The sequence below is a fragment of the Shewanella sp. 10B genome (assembly GCF_023475885.1).
GTDB lineage: Bacteria > Pseudomonadota > Gammaproteobacteria > Enterobacterales > Shewanellaceae > Shewanella > Shewanella mangrovisoli.
Genome location: NZ_JAMDJO010000002.1, coordinates 889,294 through 904,787, shown reverse-complemented (window position 1 = coordinate 904,787; position 15,494 = coordinate 889,294). Strand labels below are relative to the sequence as shown.

At 48.5% G+C, this 15,494-nt stretch carries 12 protein-coding genes; 11 read left to right on the top strand and 1 reads right to left on the bottom strand.

Annotated features, from left to right (window positions below):
• The first annotated feature begins 6 nt into the window (after nt 1-6).
• The 5 genes from M0415_RS11545 to M0415_RS11525 all read left to right on the top strand — a co-directional run bounded on the left by M0415_RS11545 (nt 7) and on the right by M0415_RS11525 (nt 6,245).
• Nucleotides 7-1,614: a DHA2 family efflux MFS transporter permease subunit gene (locus tag M0415_RS11545; protein ID WP_249553508.1), complete on the top strand. Its 1,608-nt coding sequence runs from the start codon at nt 7-9 to the stop codon at nt 1,612-1,614.
• Between the two features lie 127 nt (nt 1,615-1,741).
• A complete protein-coding gene (locus tag M0415_RS11540; protein WP_249553510.1) occupies nt 1,742-2,215 on the top strand; it encodes a GNAT family N-acetyltransferase in 474 nt (157 codons plus the stop codon).
• A gap of 43 nt (nt 2,216-2,258) precedes the next feature.
• On the top strand, nt 2,259-2,585 hold the full coding sequence (locus M0415_RS11535; RefSeq protein ID WP_088211834.1) for a putative quinol monooxygenase: 327 nt from the start codon (nt 2,259-2,261) through the stop codon (nt 2,583-2,585).
• A gap of 431 nt (nt 2,586-3,016) precedes the next feature.
• Nucleotides 3,017-4,330 carry a sigma-54-dependent transcriptional regulator gene (locus M0415_RS11530; protein ID WP_249553513.1) on the top strand — a complete coding sequence of 438 codons (1,314 nt, stop codon included), beginning with the start codon at nt 3,017-3,019 and terminating at the stop codon, nt 4,328-4,330.
• 199 nt (nt 4,331-4,529) lie between these two features.
• Nucleotides 4,530-6,245, top strand: a complete 1,716-nt coding sequence (locus tag M0415_RS11525; protein WP_249553515.1) for a hypothetical protein — start codon at nt 4,530-4,532, stop codon at nt 6,243-6,245.
• A gap of 60 nt (nt 6,246-6,305) precedes the next feature.
• On the opposite strand, the gene M0415_RS11520 is transcribed toward M0415_RS11525, so the two are convergent.
• On the bottom strand, nt 6,306-8,267 hold the full coding sequence (locus M0415_RS11520) for an Ig-like domain-containing protein (RefSeq protein ID WP_249553517.1): 1,962 nt from the start codon (nt 8,265-8,267) through the stop codon (nt 6,306-6,308).
• 974 nt (nt 8,268-9,241) lie between these two features.
• Between M0415_RS11520 and M0415_RS11515 the strand changes: the two genes are divergently transcribed.
• The 6 genes from M0415_RS11515 (at nt 9,242) to M0415_RS11490 (ending at nt 15,432) form a co-directional block, all read left to right on the top strand.
• Nucleotides 9,242-9,586 carry a metalloregulator ArsR/SmtB family transcription factor gene (locus tag M0415_RS11515; RefSeq protein ID WP_011715734.1) on the top strand — a complete coding sequence of 115 codons (345 nt, stop codon included), beginning with the start codon at nt 9,242-9,244 and terminating at the stop codon, nt 9,584-9,586.
• Nucleotides 9,587-9,626: 40 nt separating this feature from the next.
• Nucleotides 9,627-10,646 carry an ACR3 family arsenite efflux transporter gene (gene arsB / locus M0415_RS11510; RefSeq protein WP_249553520.1) on the top strand — a complete coding sequence of 340 codons (1,020 nt, stop codon included), beginning with the start codon at nt 9,627-9,629 and terminating at the stop codon, nt 10,644-10,646.
• Between the two features lie 65 nt (nt 10,647-10,711).
• Nucleotides 10,712-11,725 (top strand): ArsJ-associated glyceraldehyde-3-phosphate dehydrogenase, encoded by a 1,014-nt coding sequence (locus M0415_RS11505; RefSeq protein WP_249553522.1) that lies wholly within the window; start codon nt 10,712-10,714, stop codon nt 11,723-11,725.
• Between the two features lie 9 nt (nt 11,726-11,734).
• Nucleotides 11,735-13,003 carry an organoarsenical effux MFS transporter ArsJ gene (gene arsJ, locus M0415_RS11500; RefSeq protein WP_249553524.1) on the top strand — a complete coding sequence of 423 codons (1,269 nt, stop codon included), beginning with the start codon at nt 11,735-11,737 and terminating at the stop codon, nt 13,001-13,003.
• 4 nt (nt 13,004-13,007) lie between these two features.
• Nucleotides 13,008-13,871: a DUF2927 domain-containing protein gene (locus M0415_RS11495; protein WP_249553535.1), complete on the top strand. Its 864-nt coding sequence runs from the start codon at nt 13,008-13,010 to the stop codon at nt 13,869-13,871.
• A gap of 118 nt (nt 13,872-13,989) precedes the next feature.
• On the top strand, nt 13,990-15,432 hold the full coding sequence (locus M0415_RS11490) for an MBL fold metallo-hydrolase RNA specificity domain-containing protein (protein ID WP_249553537.1): 1,443 nt from the start codon (nt 13,990-13,992) through the stop codon (nt 15,430-15,432).
• The last annotated feature ends 62 nt before the right edge of the window (nt 15,433-15,494 follow it).

Sequence of the window (15,494 nt, the reverse complement as noted above, 5' to 3'; positions counted from 1 at the left end):
GTTAACATGAGCACAATTGCTGCGGCACCTGAGGCGATCGCCGCGGGGGCTATACCGAGCGAATATGAGCGCGGTAGTCGCCGTTCGTGGATTGCCGTTTTCGGTGGTTTGATTGGCGCCTTTATGGCGATCCTCGATATTCAAATCACCAATGCCTCGATGAAGGAAATCCAAGGCAGCCTCGGCGCGACGCTGGAGGAAGGCAGTTGGATTTCAACGGCTTATCTGGTTGCCGAGATGATTGCGATCCCGCTCTCGGGCTGGTTAAGCACTGGACTGTCGGTCAGGCGTTATCTGCTGTGGACCACAGCTGCCTTTATCTTTGCCTCTATCCTGTGTTCGATTTCGTGGAACCTCGAGGCCATGATCGCCTTTCGAGCGTTGCAGGGCTTCTTTGGTGGCGCGCTGATCCCGCTAGCCTTTCGGTTGATCTTAGAATTTTTACCCGAGAATAAACGTGCCGTGGGGATGGCGTTATTCGGGGTGACGGCCACGTTTGCGCCCTCGATTGGCCCAACCCTAGGTGGTTGGTTAACTGAGCATTTTAGTTGGCATTACCTGTTTTATATCAACGTGCCGCCCGGATTGCTGGTGATGGCGATGCTGGCCTATGGTCTCGAAAAGCGCCCTGTGGTGTGGGACAAACTGAAAAATGCCGACTTAGCGGGCATTGTCACCATGGCGCTGGGCATGGGCTGCCTCGAAGTGGTACTTGAGGAAGGTAACCGCAAGGATTGGTTTGGCTCGGATTTGATCCGCAATCTCGCCATCATTGCCGCGGTGAATTTAGTGCTGTTTGTGTGGATCCAGCTTAAACGTAAAGATCCTTTAGTGAATTTACGCCTGCTCGGTAAACGCGACTTTGTGCTTTCGACCATAGCTTACTTTTTGCTGGGGATGGCACTCTTTGGCGCTATCTATTTGATCCCACTTTATTTGTCTCAGGAGCATGATTACACTCCGCTGGAAATCGGTGAAGTCATTATGTGGATGGGCTTCCCGCAGCTATTGGTATTGCCATTAGTGCCGCGGTTAATGCAACGTTTCGACGGGCGTTACTTAGCCGCCTTCGGCTTTTTTATGTTTGCCCTCAGTTATTACATGAATAGCCAAATGACCGCCGATTACGCCGGGCCGCAGATGATCGCCTCCCAAGTGGTGCGCGCCTTAGGCCAGCCCTTTATCTTAGTGCCCATTGGCATGTTGGCGACGGCCCATTTAAAGCCCCATGAGAATCCTTCGGCTTCGACCGTGCTGAACGTGATGCGTAACTTAGGCGGCGCCTTTGGTATCGCGCTGGTGGCGACCTTAACCGATAACTTGGCCCGCAGTCATTTGGCCCATGTGAAGGAGTCTCTGCCTGCGGTCAGCACACAGGCGCAGGACTATTTGAATCAGAGCGCCAGTATGTTGCAACAGGGCGGCTCGGATCCCTATACCGCCTCAATGCAGGCCAAGGCGCTATTAGGGCAAACCATGAGTCAGCAGGCCTATATTCAAGCCTATAACGATGTGTTTTTGATTATGGGTGCTCTGTTGTTAATTGCCGTGGTGGCTGTGCTGCTTATCCGTAAACCACAAGGGCCAGTCGCCCACGATGCGGCAATCGAATAAGACAGGCTTATTTCGTTTTCGCAATGCGTAACCCCTGCGCCTTAATTCCCCCAGGATTAAGGCGCTTTTTTATGTGTAGACCTGTGATAGACTCGAGCTCTTTTCCGGTTGTACGCAGAGCCTTTTTATGTCGATACCAGATTCAGTCGAGTGGCAAAATCTTAAATTTACTCAATTAACTGCTAACACTTTGTATGAGATTCTCAAACTGAGAGTCGATGTGTTTGTGGTCGAGCAGGCCTGTGCTTATCCAGAGCTTGACGATAAAGATAGACACCCTGAAACCCTGCATTTATTCGGCCTATCGCCCGCTGGTGAGTTACTCACCTATGCCCGCATTTTACCTCCGGGGCTGAGTTATCCCGAGGCCAGTATTGGCCGAGTCGTCGTGTCTCCTGCTGGACGAGGCAAAGGATTGGCAATGCCTTTGATGCAACGGGCGATTGAATCGGCGCTCAGCACTTGGCCTGCTGCGGGGATCCAAATTGGTGCTCAGGATTATCTGAAAAGCTTCTACCAAAAACTCGGGTTTAGCGCCTGTTCCGACATGTATTTGGAAGATGGCATTCCCCATATTGATATGCGCTATCAGCCTAAGTGATCTGGTTTTAAATAGCTGAATTTACTCTTATTAAGGAAATCAAATGACGACAGTTACGGACTATAAAATCAATCAACAACAACTCGTTTGCGTCGCGAGCTTTTTAGCGAAAGAAGGTAAAACCGAGGCCTTGATTGCGGCGCTTGCTTCGCTGATCCCCGATACGCGCCGCGAAGCGGGCTGCATCCGTTATGAGCTCAACGTCAGCCGTGATGAACCGCGCCGCGTGACTTTTGTGGAGAAGTTTGTCGATATCGCCGCGTTCGATGAGCACTGCGCTAAGGATGCCATTCAGCATTATTTCCATGAGGTGATGCCAGAGCTAGTCGAGTCTTTCCATGTGGAAACTTACCATCAAGTGATTGCTTAACCGGCAGGTTAAGTCGCGTAGAGGCAGAGGCTTGCAGTAGCAAAAACCTTAATTTGTTGATTTATTCGAGGTGGATTTGATACTGCAAGCTAATCATTAGTGCTCTGGGGAGGGCGTGATGGCTTAGTCTCTATTCGAGCAAAACTATTCACTGCCAAGTGTTATTAGCGAGCTACAACTTGCATTATCGATTGTTTCACCGCGGTTTATTAATCCTTTCAATCCCATACCATGCTTTGTGTCTATCAAGTCGCTAACTCCACGGTTCAACACCGCCAATTACTGAGTTTAAGCCAGTTAACTCATGCTGGTCAGGTTTGTCGGGAGGCCATTGTCCTTCTAGACTTGATTAGTAATAGGTTCATCTCCCACCCCTTCCTATGGATGAAATCGGTAAGCCTGCTCCCGCAGAAACACGTTGGAAACGGTGGTTGTTAGTACTCGACCCCGAGCAATGTCTGCCGGAGTGTAGTGAAGAACTGAAACAAGCGGCTTGGAACTGTGTAAAAGCAGTGTCGGCGGCCGAAGCCTTAGTATTGCTGCAAAAATATGAGTTGCGTGTCGCCATTGCCTTTATCAGCGACACTAACCAAACTGCGCTGGCGAAAGAAATTGCCATTATTCAAGCCGAATATCCCTCCTTGCATTGGATTGCCGTTACCGATAGCGCCTTGGAGCAGCATTGCAGCTGGCTCAGCGCCGCTAATTTTGTTGATTATTACCATCGCCCATTTGATTGGAATCGCTTTGCCGATACCCTTGGACACGCTTGGGGCATGGCGCAGCTGACGCCATCGAAAGGAGGGAAGGGACCTGCAAAGGTTTTAACGACCATTAAGGGGGAGCATCCCTTATTGCAACAGCTGCGTCAGCGGCTGCATAAATTTAGTCAGTCGGATGAAACCGTATTACTGAGCGGTGAAACGGGCTATGGCAAAGGACTATGTGCTAAAACCTTACATAGTTTATCTAAAAGGCACGAAGGGCCATTTATCACAGTAAATTGTGGCGCGCTGCCCACTGGGCTTATCCATTCCACCCTCTTTGGCCATGAGAAAGGTGCCTTTACTGACGCCGATAAACGGTATATCGGTCATTTAGAGCAGGCCCATGGTGGGACACTGTTTTTAGATGAAATTGCCGATCTCCCCTTAGACTTACAGGTCAACTTACTGCACTTTTTGGATGATAAACACATTATGCGAATTGGCGGCAATGCGCCCATAAAAGTGGATTGCCGTTTGTTATTTGCCTCCCATCAAGATTTAGAGGCCGCGATTGACGAAGGCCGCTTTCGTGAAGATTTATATCATCGTATCAATGTGTTACGCCTGCATGTGCCAAGTTTGAGACAGTATAGCGACGAGGTCATGCTGCTCGCCGAACAATTCTTGTTAGAGCATTCGGACAACTGTACTCAGTTTCATTTTAGTGACGATGCCCGCTGTGCGATGAAACACTACAATTGGCCGGGCAATGTGCGCGAGCTGCGTAACCGGATCCGCCGAGCCATGGTCTTAACTGATGACTGCATTATTACTGCGCAGTTGTTAGGGCTAGATTCACTCACTGCAAACCGTACCAGCCAAGATCTCGCGCGCTGCCGCGCAGAGCATGAGGCTGAAGTATTACTGAAAGCCATTAGCGATCATAAACATAATATTTCCGCCGCCGCCCGCTCATTAAATATCTCCAGAGCGACCTTCTATCGACTCCTGAAAAAGTGTCAGATCAAGGTGCCTTAGTTCGTCTATTTATCCTGCGACAGTCTGCTTCACCGCTGTGACACATCTTATCCAGTCATCTCTTTTAATTTCTTATATATCAATGTATTAAATTTTGGCTTGTGGCTTGCTTAGTGCAGATGTTCACAATCCGGAATGCGCATATGCAGAGGTTGGTGGGTGCAGCGGGATTCCGTCCACAGGAAATGAGGAGAATGTTATGAAACTCAAATTATTGTTTCGTACCCTTCTACTTTGGGTCTGCACATTGATGGTATACGGTGTACAGGCTACGGTAGATAAGGTCGAGCTGGATGGTAATATTGTCAAGCAGACTACACTCGATGATTGGCAAACGATTAACTTAGGTAGCAGTACAGCGAATGTCACCACTGGAGTGATTTCCGACTTGCCACCACAAACGATTTTTTGGAAAGGGGGCTCGAAAGACACCTTAGATGTGACCGAATGGTGGTACAAAGACGGTGCCGTACCCGATAAGGATGACCTGCGCAATGGATATGCAGCTGCCTATTTTATTAATAACGGCAGTGGTAGTGATGATTTAGTGTTTTACTTTGGTGCAGAGCGTTATGCCAACAATGGTGACGCTATTATGGGATTTTGGTTCTTCCAGGATAAAGTTGGCCCAGGCCCAGGTAACCAATTTACCGGACAACACCAAGAAAACGACTTATTTATCATCATGGAATACCCTCAGGATTCGAACTCTGTGCCCTTTGTGCAAGTGATGCGCTGGGTGAATTCGGGGGGAGATGTCTCTGAACATTTGGAACTGCTCTATGCCTCTGGCAATGCCGGCGCCAAATGTTTATCCGCAGGTGATACTGGCGTTGCCTGTGCTATTACCAATGAAAACTCCGAACTTGCTGGCGTGGCCAATGGTTTGTGGCCCTATGAAAACAAAGCGGGCATACCTAACACTTATCCCTATGAATCCTTCTTCGAAGGTCGTTTGAATGTAACCCAAGCCTTTTTGGCGGCGGGTGTGAATGAGATCCCTTGTTTTAGCAGCTTCCTGATTGAAACCCGGTCGTCTCGTTCTGAAACCGCGCAATTGAAGGACTTTTTAGGCGGCGATTTCCCTCTCTGTAGTATTGCGATTGCGAAAACCTGTAGTGCGACTGAGCTGACCGGCAGTAATCAATTCCGTATTGATTACACCTTGCAACTCACTAATACTGGGGTCGGTAGCATTGGTGCCGGTGAAACTGTCACCATCAACGATACACCTAGCAACGGTACTGCATTTAGCATTAGCCAAGCCTTGAGCGCGTTTGCTAATGGTGCTGATGGTTGGGCTCCTAACGAAATGCTGACCTATACAGGGTATTACATCTCTGATGTGAATGGTGGTACTAACACTGTCGATGCCAGTGTGAGCTTTGGCTCTGCTAGCATTAGCGCCGATCCCTACACTGCAACCTGCGATTCGTTGGCGTTGAGTCCTATGTTGTCCATTGTGAAAAACTGTAGTGTTTCATTGGCAGAAAACAGCGGTTTGGTCGCTCTGCGAAAAGACTACGACATTACCGTCTGTAACACGGGGGACGCACCGTTGGATGTCTCTCTGACAGACTCTGTGGACAGTAGTTTAAATGCCACATTCAGTTTGGATTTTGCGAAACAGTGCTTGACCAACAACGATTGCGGCTCGGGTTATAGCTGCGATGGTAACAGCCTAATGTGTACTAATACGGCGGGTGAAGTGGAAGGTAACTTTGGGGGAAATGTTTGTGAGTTAACCCAAAGCCATTACTTCCCAAGCACATTACCCACAGGTGCCGACGGTACTTTGTCTAACACCGCAACGGCGAGGGCGACTTCTCCTGTGGTCGATACGGGCGATTTAGCGACAATTGGTAACTCGGATACCGCGAGCTGCGACTTGTGTCCATTACCTGTGCAAGAATAGTTAACTGAGTTGTGTATTAGCAAAAAGGGCCGTCATTACGGCCCTTTTTATTTGCTCATATTATCTATTTTTACCTTTACCACCAGTACTTGTGCTGGTATCCGTCGTGCCGCCGCTTGTTGTGCTAGGGCTGATAGTGACAGTTGCAACTGCGGTCAGTTTGCCATCGCTCACTGTGTAGCTAAAGCTATCACTGCCTTTAAAGCGCTTAGAGGGCACATAGGTCAAGGTATTGTTAGCGTTGACAGTCACTTTTCCATTCATTCCTTGAGTGGTGCCACTGATAAACAGGCTGTCACCATCTAAATCGCTGTCATTGGCCAGCACATTCAGTACAGTGCTCGCGCTGATATCGTTGAAATCATCATTCACAGCGAGTGGCGCAGTATTACTGGTTGCCGCAGTTAACAGTACGCTACCTGAACTCACCGCTTGCTGTGAGCTAGTTTGGTTGCTGCTAATCACTTTCCAAGTATTGCTACCGCTTGCTTGCAGCGCTTCTAACGACAGTGTCAGATGCAGATTGCTTTGTGGCGCAAGTGTCACACTGTTGCTTGCTAAGTTTGCGTATAAACCCGCATCGGCTTGGGTTGTCAGGTTGTAAGTGGTTTCTGGGCAGGCGCTACTGTCATTGTTGGTGAGCAGCAAATCGACTGAACCTTGTTGCCCCTGTTGCAATTGTGAGACAGCCGCTTGTACCGTCAAGCTGCTAGTGCCACGGATACACTGAGCAGTGCTGTTTTGCATGACTACATCTAACGTGACAGAGGAAGCGTCTGATGCGACGACATCGATACGGACACCTTGCTGTTCGAAGGATTGTCCTGGAGCCAAGCTGATGTCATCCCAATCATAGCTGCTGCTGTTTGGTGTTGGGTCCAGCAAATAGCTGCTAGCGGCATTGTTGCTAGCGCCTTCGCGTAATCTTACGCCATTGAGCATAGCGGCAGCTTCGTTGGCCAGTGAGCTATCAAAGCCGGTTGGCTGGCGATATTCAACATAGTAAAACAGCTCGTTACCTGAAGAATCTTGGCCATTGGGAATTTTTAACAGCAGGGGGAAGTTACCCTCAGCCTCTACGGGAGATAGGGTCACCCGAGAATCGGCAGTGACGGTTTTGATACGATCGCCACTCAGCCAACCTAATTGCTCCTTGTGGAATGCATTGAAATGCTTAGGTGTATTAGTACCACTCATTGCACTGAGATAGTCGCCATATTCAGTGATAGTGCATTGGCTGCTGTCAGCTGTGGTAACGGCACCACAATCCTTTTTATTTGCATGGAATAAGCCAAGGTTGTGCCCTAATTCATGGTTAATCGTGGATAACTGTACTCGTTTGATCCAACTACGCTTGCCTGCCACATTGGCCTTACCTGACCAAGTACACTTAGGGTGAGTCGGGATCAAGTACATGACATGGTCGTAATTATTGAGGTTAAAGCCACGGGCACTGAGTTCTTGGTCTGCGGCTAAGGCAACGGCGTCTGTGTTACATACAGAGACATCCACATCGACTGTAACTGGGCTGGTAGTGTCGCCCAAGAGGGAAACTGCGCCATAGGAGTTTTCTTCGTAGAAGGCCGAAGATTGATTAAACAACAGATCTTGGATCTCGGCTTCAGTCAGTTTTACGATCGGATTGATCGCAAAGTTGACTTCCGCCACTAATACGCTTCTGTTGCCACTGATCGGTGTGATGGCCGAGTTGACGGTTTGAGCCGAAGAAGTCGTTTCATTGCTTTGCAGTAAGCTGACGCTGCTATCACTCACCTGCAATTGTTTGCCATTAGCATGGCCAAACACACGGACGCTTTGACCGGGTTTTAACCAACGAGGTGTCGATGCTAAGGCTAAATCATGTACTTCGCCTTGTTTACCGTGGAGACGAAACGTTTCAATGGCATGCTCTGGGAAATCTTCCACCTCGAGGGACAGCGTGCCTTCAAAAGGACGCATATCTGCAGCGAGGACAGTGTTGGTGAGCAGTAAACTGCTTAGCATCATGGCAGAGTATTTCATTGTTTATCTCTTCAGGTTTAGGGCAAAACGTGAAACTTATGGGCACTAACGTTCAATTAGGGGACATAAGTTCCATTTAACAAGGCAAACAGTTTTTGAGCTGTTTCGCGGGGGCATTCTAGGATAGAGAAAAATGAATGTATATAGGCTAAAACCCAGTAATAATGCGGGTTTCAGCTGATATCGTTGAAATGAAAGAAATAAAATTGTTCAAAAAATATACAGGTTAAACCAGACTGAATTTTGACTGTTTTTCATTCATTTAGCAGTTAGTTTATTGTTGAAAATGTTTTTGGATACAGAAACAGCCAGTTATTGGTGTGAGTCAAATAAAAATGGCAATGTCTAAATTTTGACACCTATTTTTTGTCACTCGCTAGCGATGTTTGGCTTTTGTCTTCATGGCATAGGATTAATCAGGCCTGTGGTGTGGGTCTGATTACCTTTGGGGCAATATTATCAACTAACGCTTGAAGCTGATTTCTTCCCTCTGCGGCGATAGGTTTTTGTCCTGTTTTTAACTCGGTCTAAAGTTGACTTAAATTCACAGTTAATTTGAGATCGCCTAAGGGGAAGAAGATATATTCGCTAGGATTCTCTTACGCCATCGTCACATGTCTACTGTGGATGGATTGCTCTGAATATTGAGGCAATCCATGCCACTTGCAGGCTATGCCAAAGTTAATGGAAGGTTAAGAGAAAAGTTAAGCGAAAACTTAGGAAAAAACCTAGCCACCCAATGGACAGCGCAATAATGGCTAGCGAAACAAGGGCCCAAAAGGGATTGAGATAAGAGTGCTGTCGCTCCATGCCTATAAGTGATATCTCCAATTTTTATCAGGCTACAAAGTTTCACTTCAAGATCAGCTCAATCAGTCCTCTCCATCTAAATACTGCAAAAAAATTACTTAACATATATGTTTTTTCATATATACTTTATTCCATATGTAATCTGATCATTTTGGGAGCACTCGATGCAACCCGTGGCATTTTTTAAGGCTCTTGCCGATGAGACTCGGCTGAAATGTTTACTGCTGATCCAGCGGGAAGGGGAGCTGTGCGTCTGTGAATTAATGGCCGCGCTGTCGGAGATCCAACCTAAGATCTCGAGGCATTTAGCGCAGTTAAAAAAAGCAGGGATCTTAGTCGATAGGCGCCAAGGTCAATGGGTGTTTTATCAAATTAATCCTGAGCTTAATGCTTGGTGTCAGCAAGTGTTGGCGCAAAGTTGTGAGGCCAACAGCGCGTTTTTAGCTGAGAGTATGCAGAACCTGTGCAGTATGGGAGCTCGTCCCGAACGCGCGAAAGCTTGCTGTTAAATTAAGAAATGGATTCGATATGAGATAAGTAGAGGTCGTTATGGGGATCTTTGAACGTTATTTAAGTGTCTGGGTTGGCTTGAGTATTCTCGCTGGGGTTGTGCTTGGTAATCTCGCTCCAAATGTATTTGCTGCCGTTGCGGCGATTGAATTTGCCCATGTGAATTTGATTATTGCGTTATTTATCTGGGTGATGATCTACCCCATGATGGTGCAAATTGACTTTTCGGCAGTCAAGAATGTCAGTAAGACCCCGAAGGGATTACTGCTAACGCTGACCATTAACTGGCTGATTAAACCTTTTACTATGGCCTTACTCGGCTGGTTATTCTTTAAACTGGTGTTTGCCGATTGGGTCGATCCGCAAACGGCGGGTGAATATATCGCGGGGATGATTCTTCTTGGTGTCGCCCCTTGCACCGCCATGGTGTTTGTCTGGAGCCAACTGACGAAGGGCGATCCTAACTACACTTTAGTGCAGGTCTCTGTAAACGATATCATCATGGTGTTTTTATTTGCGCCGCTCTCTGCGTTGTTGCTGGGGGTGAGTGATATTCAAGTGCCATGGGAAACCCTGCTGCTTTCAGTGGTGTTGTATGTCCTATTGCCCTTAGTCGTAGGCGTATTGACCCGTAAACGTTTAGAGGCTCGCCATGACGCCACAGCTGTGCCGCAGTTATTGGCTAAACTCAAACCTTGGTCTGTGATAGGACTACTCGCGACGGTTGTGCTGCTGTTCGGCTTTCAGGCCAAGACCATCCTTAACCAACCGCAGAACATTCTATTAATCGCCATCCCATTGATTATTCAGAGCTATGGCATCTTTATCTTGACCTACTGGCTGGCGTTAAAACTCAAATTGACCCATGCCATTGCCGCGCCCGCGAGCATGATAGGTTCTTCTAACTTCTTTGAATTAGCCGTGGCCGTGGCGATTTCGCTCTTTGGTTTACATTCGGGGGCCGCGCTGGCGACTGTGGTGGGCGTGTTGGTTGAAGTGCCAGTGATGTTGTCTTTAGTGTACTTTGCCAATCGCACCCGCCATTGGTTTACGACTTAATCTGTTTTTAAAATAAATAATATTAAAAATCAATTAATTGTAAGTTAACTAGGTAGTTATAAATCATGGCAATTAAAATCGGGATTAATGGATTTGGGCGCATGGGGCGTTTAGCTCTGCGCGCGGCGTGGGAATGGGATGATGTTGAGTTTGTGCAGATCAACGATCCCGCTGGGGATGCGGCTACCTTGGCCCATTTGCTTGAGTTCGATTCAGTTCACGGTCGCTGGCGTTATCCGGTCACGGCGAATCAGGATGGTATTCAAATCCAAGACAAAACCATTCGCACCACACGTAATAAGACGATTGCCGAGACCGAGTGGTCGGGATGCGATGTGGTGATTGAAGCCTCTGGGGTGATGAAAACCAAAGCCTTACTACAAGCCTATTTAGATCAAGGCGTGAAGCGGGTGGTGGTGACGGCGCCAGTCAAAGAGGAAGGTGTGTTAAATGTGGTGATGGGAGTGAATCATCAGTTATACGACCCGGCTATTCATCCGATTGTGACCGCGGCTTCATGCACGACCAACTGTCTTGCGCCTGTGGTGAAAGTGATCCATGAGCAGATTGGCATCAAGCACGGCTCTATGACCACTATCCATGATATTACCAACACTCAGACGATTCTGGATGCACCGCACAAGGATCTGCGCCGCGCCCGCGCTTGTGGGTTAAGTTTAATCCCCACCACCACGGGCAGTGCGACGGCAATTACCCATATATTCCCTGAGCTTAAGGGTAAGCTGAATGGCCATGCCGTACGGGTGCCGCTCGCCAACGCATCTCTTACAGACTGTGTTTTTGAGCTTGAGCGCAGCGTGACCGAAGCGGAAGTGAATGCGCTGCTACAAAGCGCCGCCGAAGGCGAACTCAAGGGCATTTTAGGTTATGAGGAGCGGCCGTTAGTGTCGGTTGATTATAAAACCGATCCCCGTTCGAGCATTGTCGATGCGCTTTCGACCATGGTGGTGAATGGGACTCAGCTAAAACTTTACGTGTGGTACGACAATGAGTGGGGATATGCCAACCGTACGGCAGAGCTTGCCCGTTTAGTCGGCCAGCTTGATCTGCCGCGTTAGGAGAGCACTGTGCCTGCTGCCAAGCTATTTGAGCAACTGATGCAATTGCCCGCTGCTGTGCGGCAATATTTGCTGATCACCTTCAATTATTGGAGTTTTACCTTAACCGATGGTGCGCTGCGGATGTTGGTGGTACTGCATTTTCACGATCTCGGTTATACGCCATTCGCGATTGCGATGTTGTTCTTGTTCTATGAGATTTTTGGTGTCGTGACCAATCTGGTGGGCGGTTATCTCGGCGCTCGCCTAGGGCTTAATCGCACTATGAATCTAGGCCTTGGCATGCAGGTGTTGGCATTAGGGATGTTATTGGTGCCAGCGGCCAGTTTACCGCTGTGGCTTGCGGGCGTGCCCTGGGTGATGGCGGCGCAGGCTCTTTCGGGCATTGCTAAAGATCTCAACAAGATGAGCGCAAAAAGCGCGATTAAATTGTTGGTACCAAAGGGCGAGCAGGGCAGGCTTTACCATTGGGTTGCCCTGTTAACCGGGTCTAAAAATGCCCTTAAAGGGGCGGGATTTTTCCTCGGTGGCGCCTTGCTGGCGGGATTGGGTTTCAATATGGCGATTGCCGCCATGATGGCCGTGCTTGCGCTGGTGTGGTTAATGAGTCTGGTCTTGCTGAAAAAGGATCTGGGGAAAGCGAAGAACAAACCTAAGTTTACTGAGATTTTTTCTAAGAGCCACAGCGTAAATATTCTCTCGGCGGCGCGCCTGTTTTTGTTTGCCGCAAGGGATGTGTGGTTTGTGGTGGCTTTGCCCGTGTATCTGGCGAGTCAATGGGGCTGGGATCATTGGGCCGTGGGCGGCTTTTTGGCGCTCTGGGTGATAGGGTACGGCATAGTGCAAACTTTAGCTCCGAAGATCACCGGTGCGAGTCGATTGGAAGCTAACACTTCGCAGCGTATCCCCGATGGTTATACCGCCTTAGTTTGGTCGACCTTATTAGCTTTTATTCCCGCGTTAATTGCACTCAGTTTGTATCTGGATTTCTCACCACAGCTCAGTCTGATCTTGGGGCTGATGTTATTTGGCGGACTGTTTGCGATTAACTCGTCACTGCACAGTTATTTAATTGTGAGTTACGCCAGTGAAGAGGCGGTATCCCTCGATGTTGGGTTCTACTATATGGCTAATGCCATGGGGCGTTTAGTGGGAACCGTGCTTTCGGGCTGGGTGTATCAGAGTTATGGACTGGTGGCCTGCTTATGGATTTCGACGGCCTTTATTGCAATAACGGCACTGATCTCTATCAAGCTGCCTCGACAACTCAAAGGATAGCAAGATGTTGAGCTGGCGAAAGTCTTTACCGAGTGTTAGAACCATTTGCCTTGTCTGCATGGCTTCGCTATTCGCTGTTTCGCCGCTCTTAGCATCAGTTACACCTGCATCAAATTCCGCATTAGCTGAGACACCCAATCTCGCCCCAAAGCCCATTCGAGATTGGAAAGATCCTGCCTACATTATCCAAGCCTTTGATGAGATAGCCCTTAAAAATGAATACGATAAAGATAAACATCGGGTACGGAAATGGCGTCAGCCCGTGCGCGTCTTTGTCGAGCATCAAGTGGGCGATAATGGGGTGCATGCACAATTGGTGCAGATGCATTTAAGTCATCTGGCACAAATCACCGGCCACAGTATTGCCAAGGTGGATTCGCTCGAAGAGGCCAACTTACATTTAGTCTTTACCCGTCAATCCCAATGGGCCGATGTGGTGATGCGTCTAATGGGGGCAAGTGCGGCCAGTAATATTCATGGCTCTGTTTGTATGGGCAAATTTGCGCTTAATTCCCAGAGTGAGATTGAGCGCGCTTGGGTGGTTATCCCCGTCGACCAAGCGCAAATGCATGGCAAATTGGTGGCCTGCGTGGTGGAAGAAATCACCCAAGTGTTGGGCCTACCCAATGATTCGGTGAAAGTATTTCCTTCCATTTTTAACGATAAAACACCGCAGGATTTACTCACTGGGCTGGATTATATTTTGCTGAAACTGCTCTACAGTGCGGATATTCATGCCGGCATGACGGCCGCCGAAGTGCAACCCATATTGCAAAAACAACTCGAACAATGGCAGCGGGATGGCGCACTGACGCAAGCCGATAAAGCGGTTCGTCAGGGCCAGTTGTACCCTCTGTTAGGTTATTGATCCCCAAGGTTTTACATCGAAAGTTGGCTTTGATCATGCTTTACCAATTATTCCTTTTTCTTTTAGGAATAAGGGCATAGTCTATCTTTAAAAGAGATAAACATGCTGGAGGCAAGCTATGCAGATGACATTGCAGTTTTTGGGCGCGACCGAGGAAGTGACTGGCTCGTGCCACTTACTCACAGTGGCAGGTAAGCAAATGCTGCTTGATTGCGGCCTCATTCAAGGCGGCAAGGCCGATGAGTTACGTAATCACGAACCTTTTAGCTTCGATCCCCTTGCTATTTCAGCCGTTGTCTTGAGTCACGCCCATATTGATCATTCGGGCCGTTTACCTCTGTTGGTTAAGGCGGGTTATACCGGGCCGATTTTTACCCATAAAGCGACGGCTGAACTGTGTGCCATCATGCTGAAAGATGCCGCCATGTTGCAGGTGCGCGATACCGAAAGAACCAATAAGAAGCGTGCGAAGCATGAGTTGGACCCCCTAGAACCGCTATTTACCGTGGAAGATGCGGAGCAGGCCATTACTCAGTTTGTGTCGCTGGAATATGGCCAAGTCACCCGGGTTATTCCCCATGTGGATATTTGCTTATCGGATGCGGGGCATATTTTAGGCTCGGCACTGGTGGAGCTTTGGTTAGGTGAGGGGAAAGCGCAGAAAAAACTGGTATTTAGTGGCGATCTTGGCCGTGATGGCATGCCGATATTACGTAATCCCACCTTAGTCGACACCGCCGATTTAGTGTTAATGGAAAGCACCTACGGTAATCGCTTTCACCGCAGCTGGACCGATACGCTTGCCGAGTTAAAGGCGATTTTCGCCAAGGCGGTGACCGAGAGCCACGGCAATATTCTGTTGCCAGCGTTCTCCGTTGGGCGTGCGCAGGAGCTCTTATATCTATTTCATTTATATGCCAAAGAGTGGGATCTCTCCCGCTGGAAAGTCTGCCTCGATAGTCCTATGGCGATTGAGGCGACGCGGGTGTATGTCAATAACTACCCCTTAATGGATGATGATTTTAAGCGCTTTACGCGCCAGCATCCGGGGCAACATCCGTTATTGTCTAATGTAGAATTTATCCAAACGACTGAGGAGTCTATCGCCCTTAACGATGTACACAAAGGATTGATCATTATTGCGGGCAGCGGCATGTGTAACGGTGGCCGCATCCGCAGTCATTTAGAGCACAATCTATGGCGCCCAGAATGTGATGTGATTATCTGCGGTTATCAAGCACTTGGTACGCCGGGACGCGCCTTAGTCGATGGCGCCGAGGAGCTGACTATCCATGGTAATAGCATTAAAGTTGCCGCTAAATTGCACACTGTCGGTGGCTTATCAGCCCACGCGGATCAGGCGGAGTTATTACGTTGGTATCGACATTTTGAAGCGCAGCCGCCCTTGGTGCTTGTTCACGGTGAGCCCGAAGCGCAGCAGGGATTGGTCGCGGTGATGAATCAAGACTCGAAAACCAAACCTAAAGCGCTGGCTATTGCCACCCGTGGCGATATGTTGGATTTAAATGCCTTACCCAAATTAGTCTGGGTGACTAACTAGCTAAGATAACTTAATTAGCTAATTTTACTGCATTATTGACATTGAAATATGCTTGGATTACA

Coding starts and splice junctions, on each gene's coding strand:
- M0415_RS11545 (WP_249553508.1), top strand. CDS start 7: ATGAGCACAATTGCTGCGGCACCTGAGGCGATCGCCGCGGGGGCTATA.
- M0415_RS11540 (WP_249553510.1), top strand. CDS start 1,742: ATGTCGATACCAGATTCAGTCGAGTGGCAAAATCTTAAATTTACTCAA.
- M0415_RS11535 (WP_088211834.1), top strand. CDS start 2,259: ATGACGACAGTTACGGACTATAAAATCAATCAACAACAACTCGTTTGC.
- M0415_RS11525 (WP_249553515.1), top strand. CDS start 4,530: ATGAAACTCAAATTATTGTTTCGTACCCTTCTACTTTGGGTCTGCACA.
- M0415_RS11520 (WP_249553517.1), bottom strand. CDS start 8,267: ATGAAATACTCTGCCATGATGCTAAGCAGTTTACTGCTCACCAACACT.
- M0415_RS11515 (WP_011715734.1), top strand. CDS start 9,242: ATGCAACCCGTGGCATTTTTTAAGGCTCTTGCCGATGAGACTCGGCTG.
- arsB (WP_249553520.1), top strand. CDS start 9,627: ATGGGGATCTTTGAACGTTATTTAAGTGTCTGGGTTGGCTTGAGTATT.
- M0415_RS11505 (WP_249553522.1), top strand. CDS start 10,712: ATGGCAATTAAAATCGGGATTAATGGATTTGGGCGCATGGGGCGTTTA.
- M0415_RS11495 (WP_249553535.1), top strand. CDS start 13,008: ATGTTGAGCTGGCGAAAGTCTTTACCGAGTGTTAGAACCATTTGCCTT.
- M0415_RS11490 (WP_249553537.1), top strand. CDS start 13,990: ATGCAGATGACATTGCAGTTTTTGGGCGCGACCGAGGAAGTGACTGGC.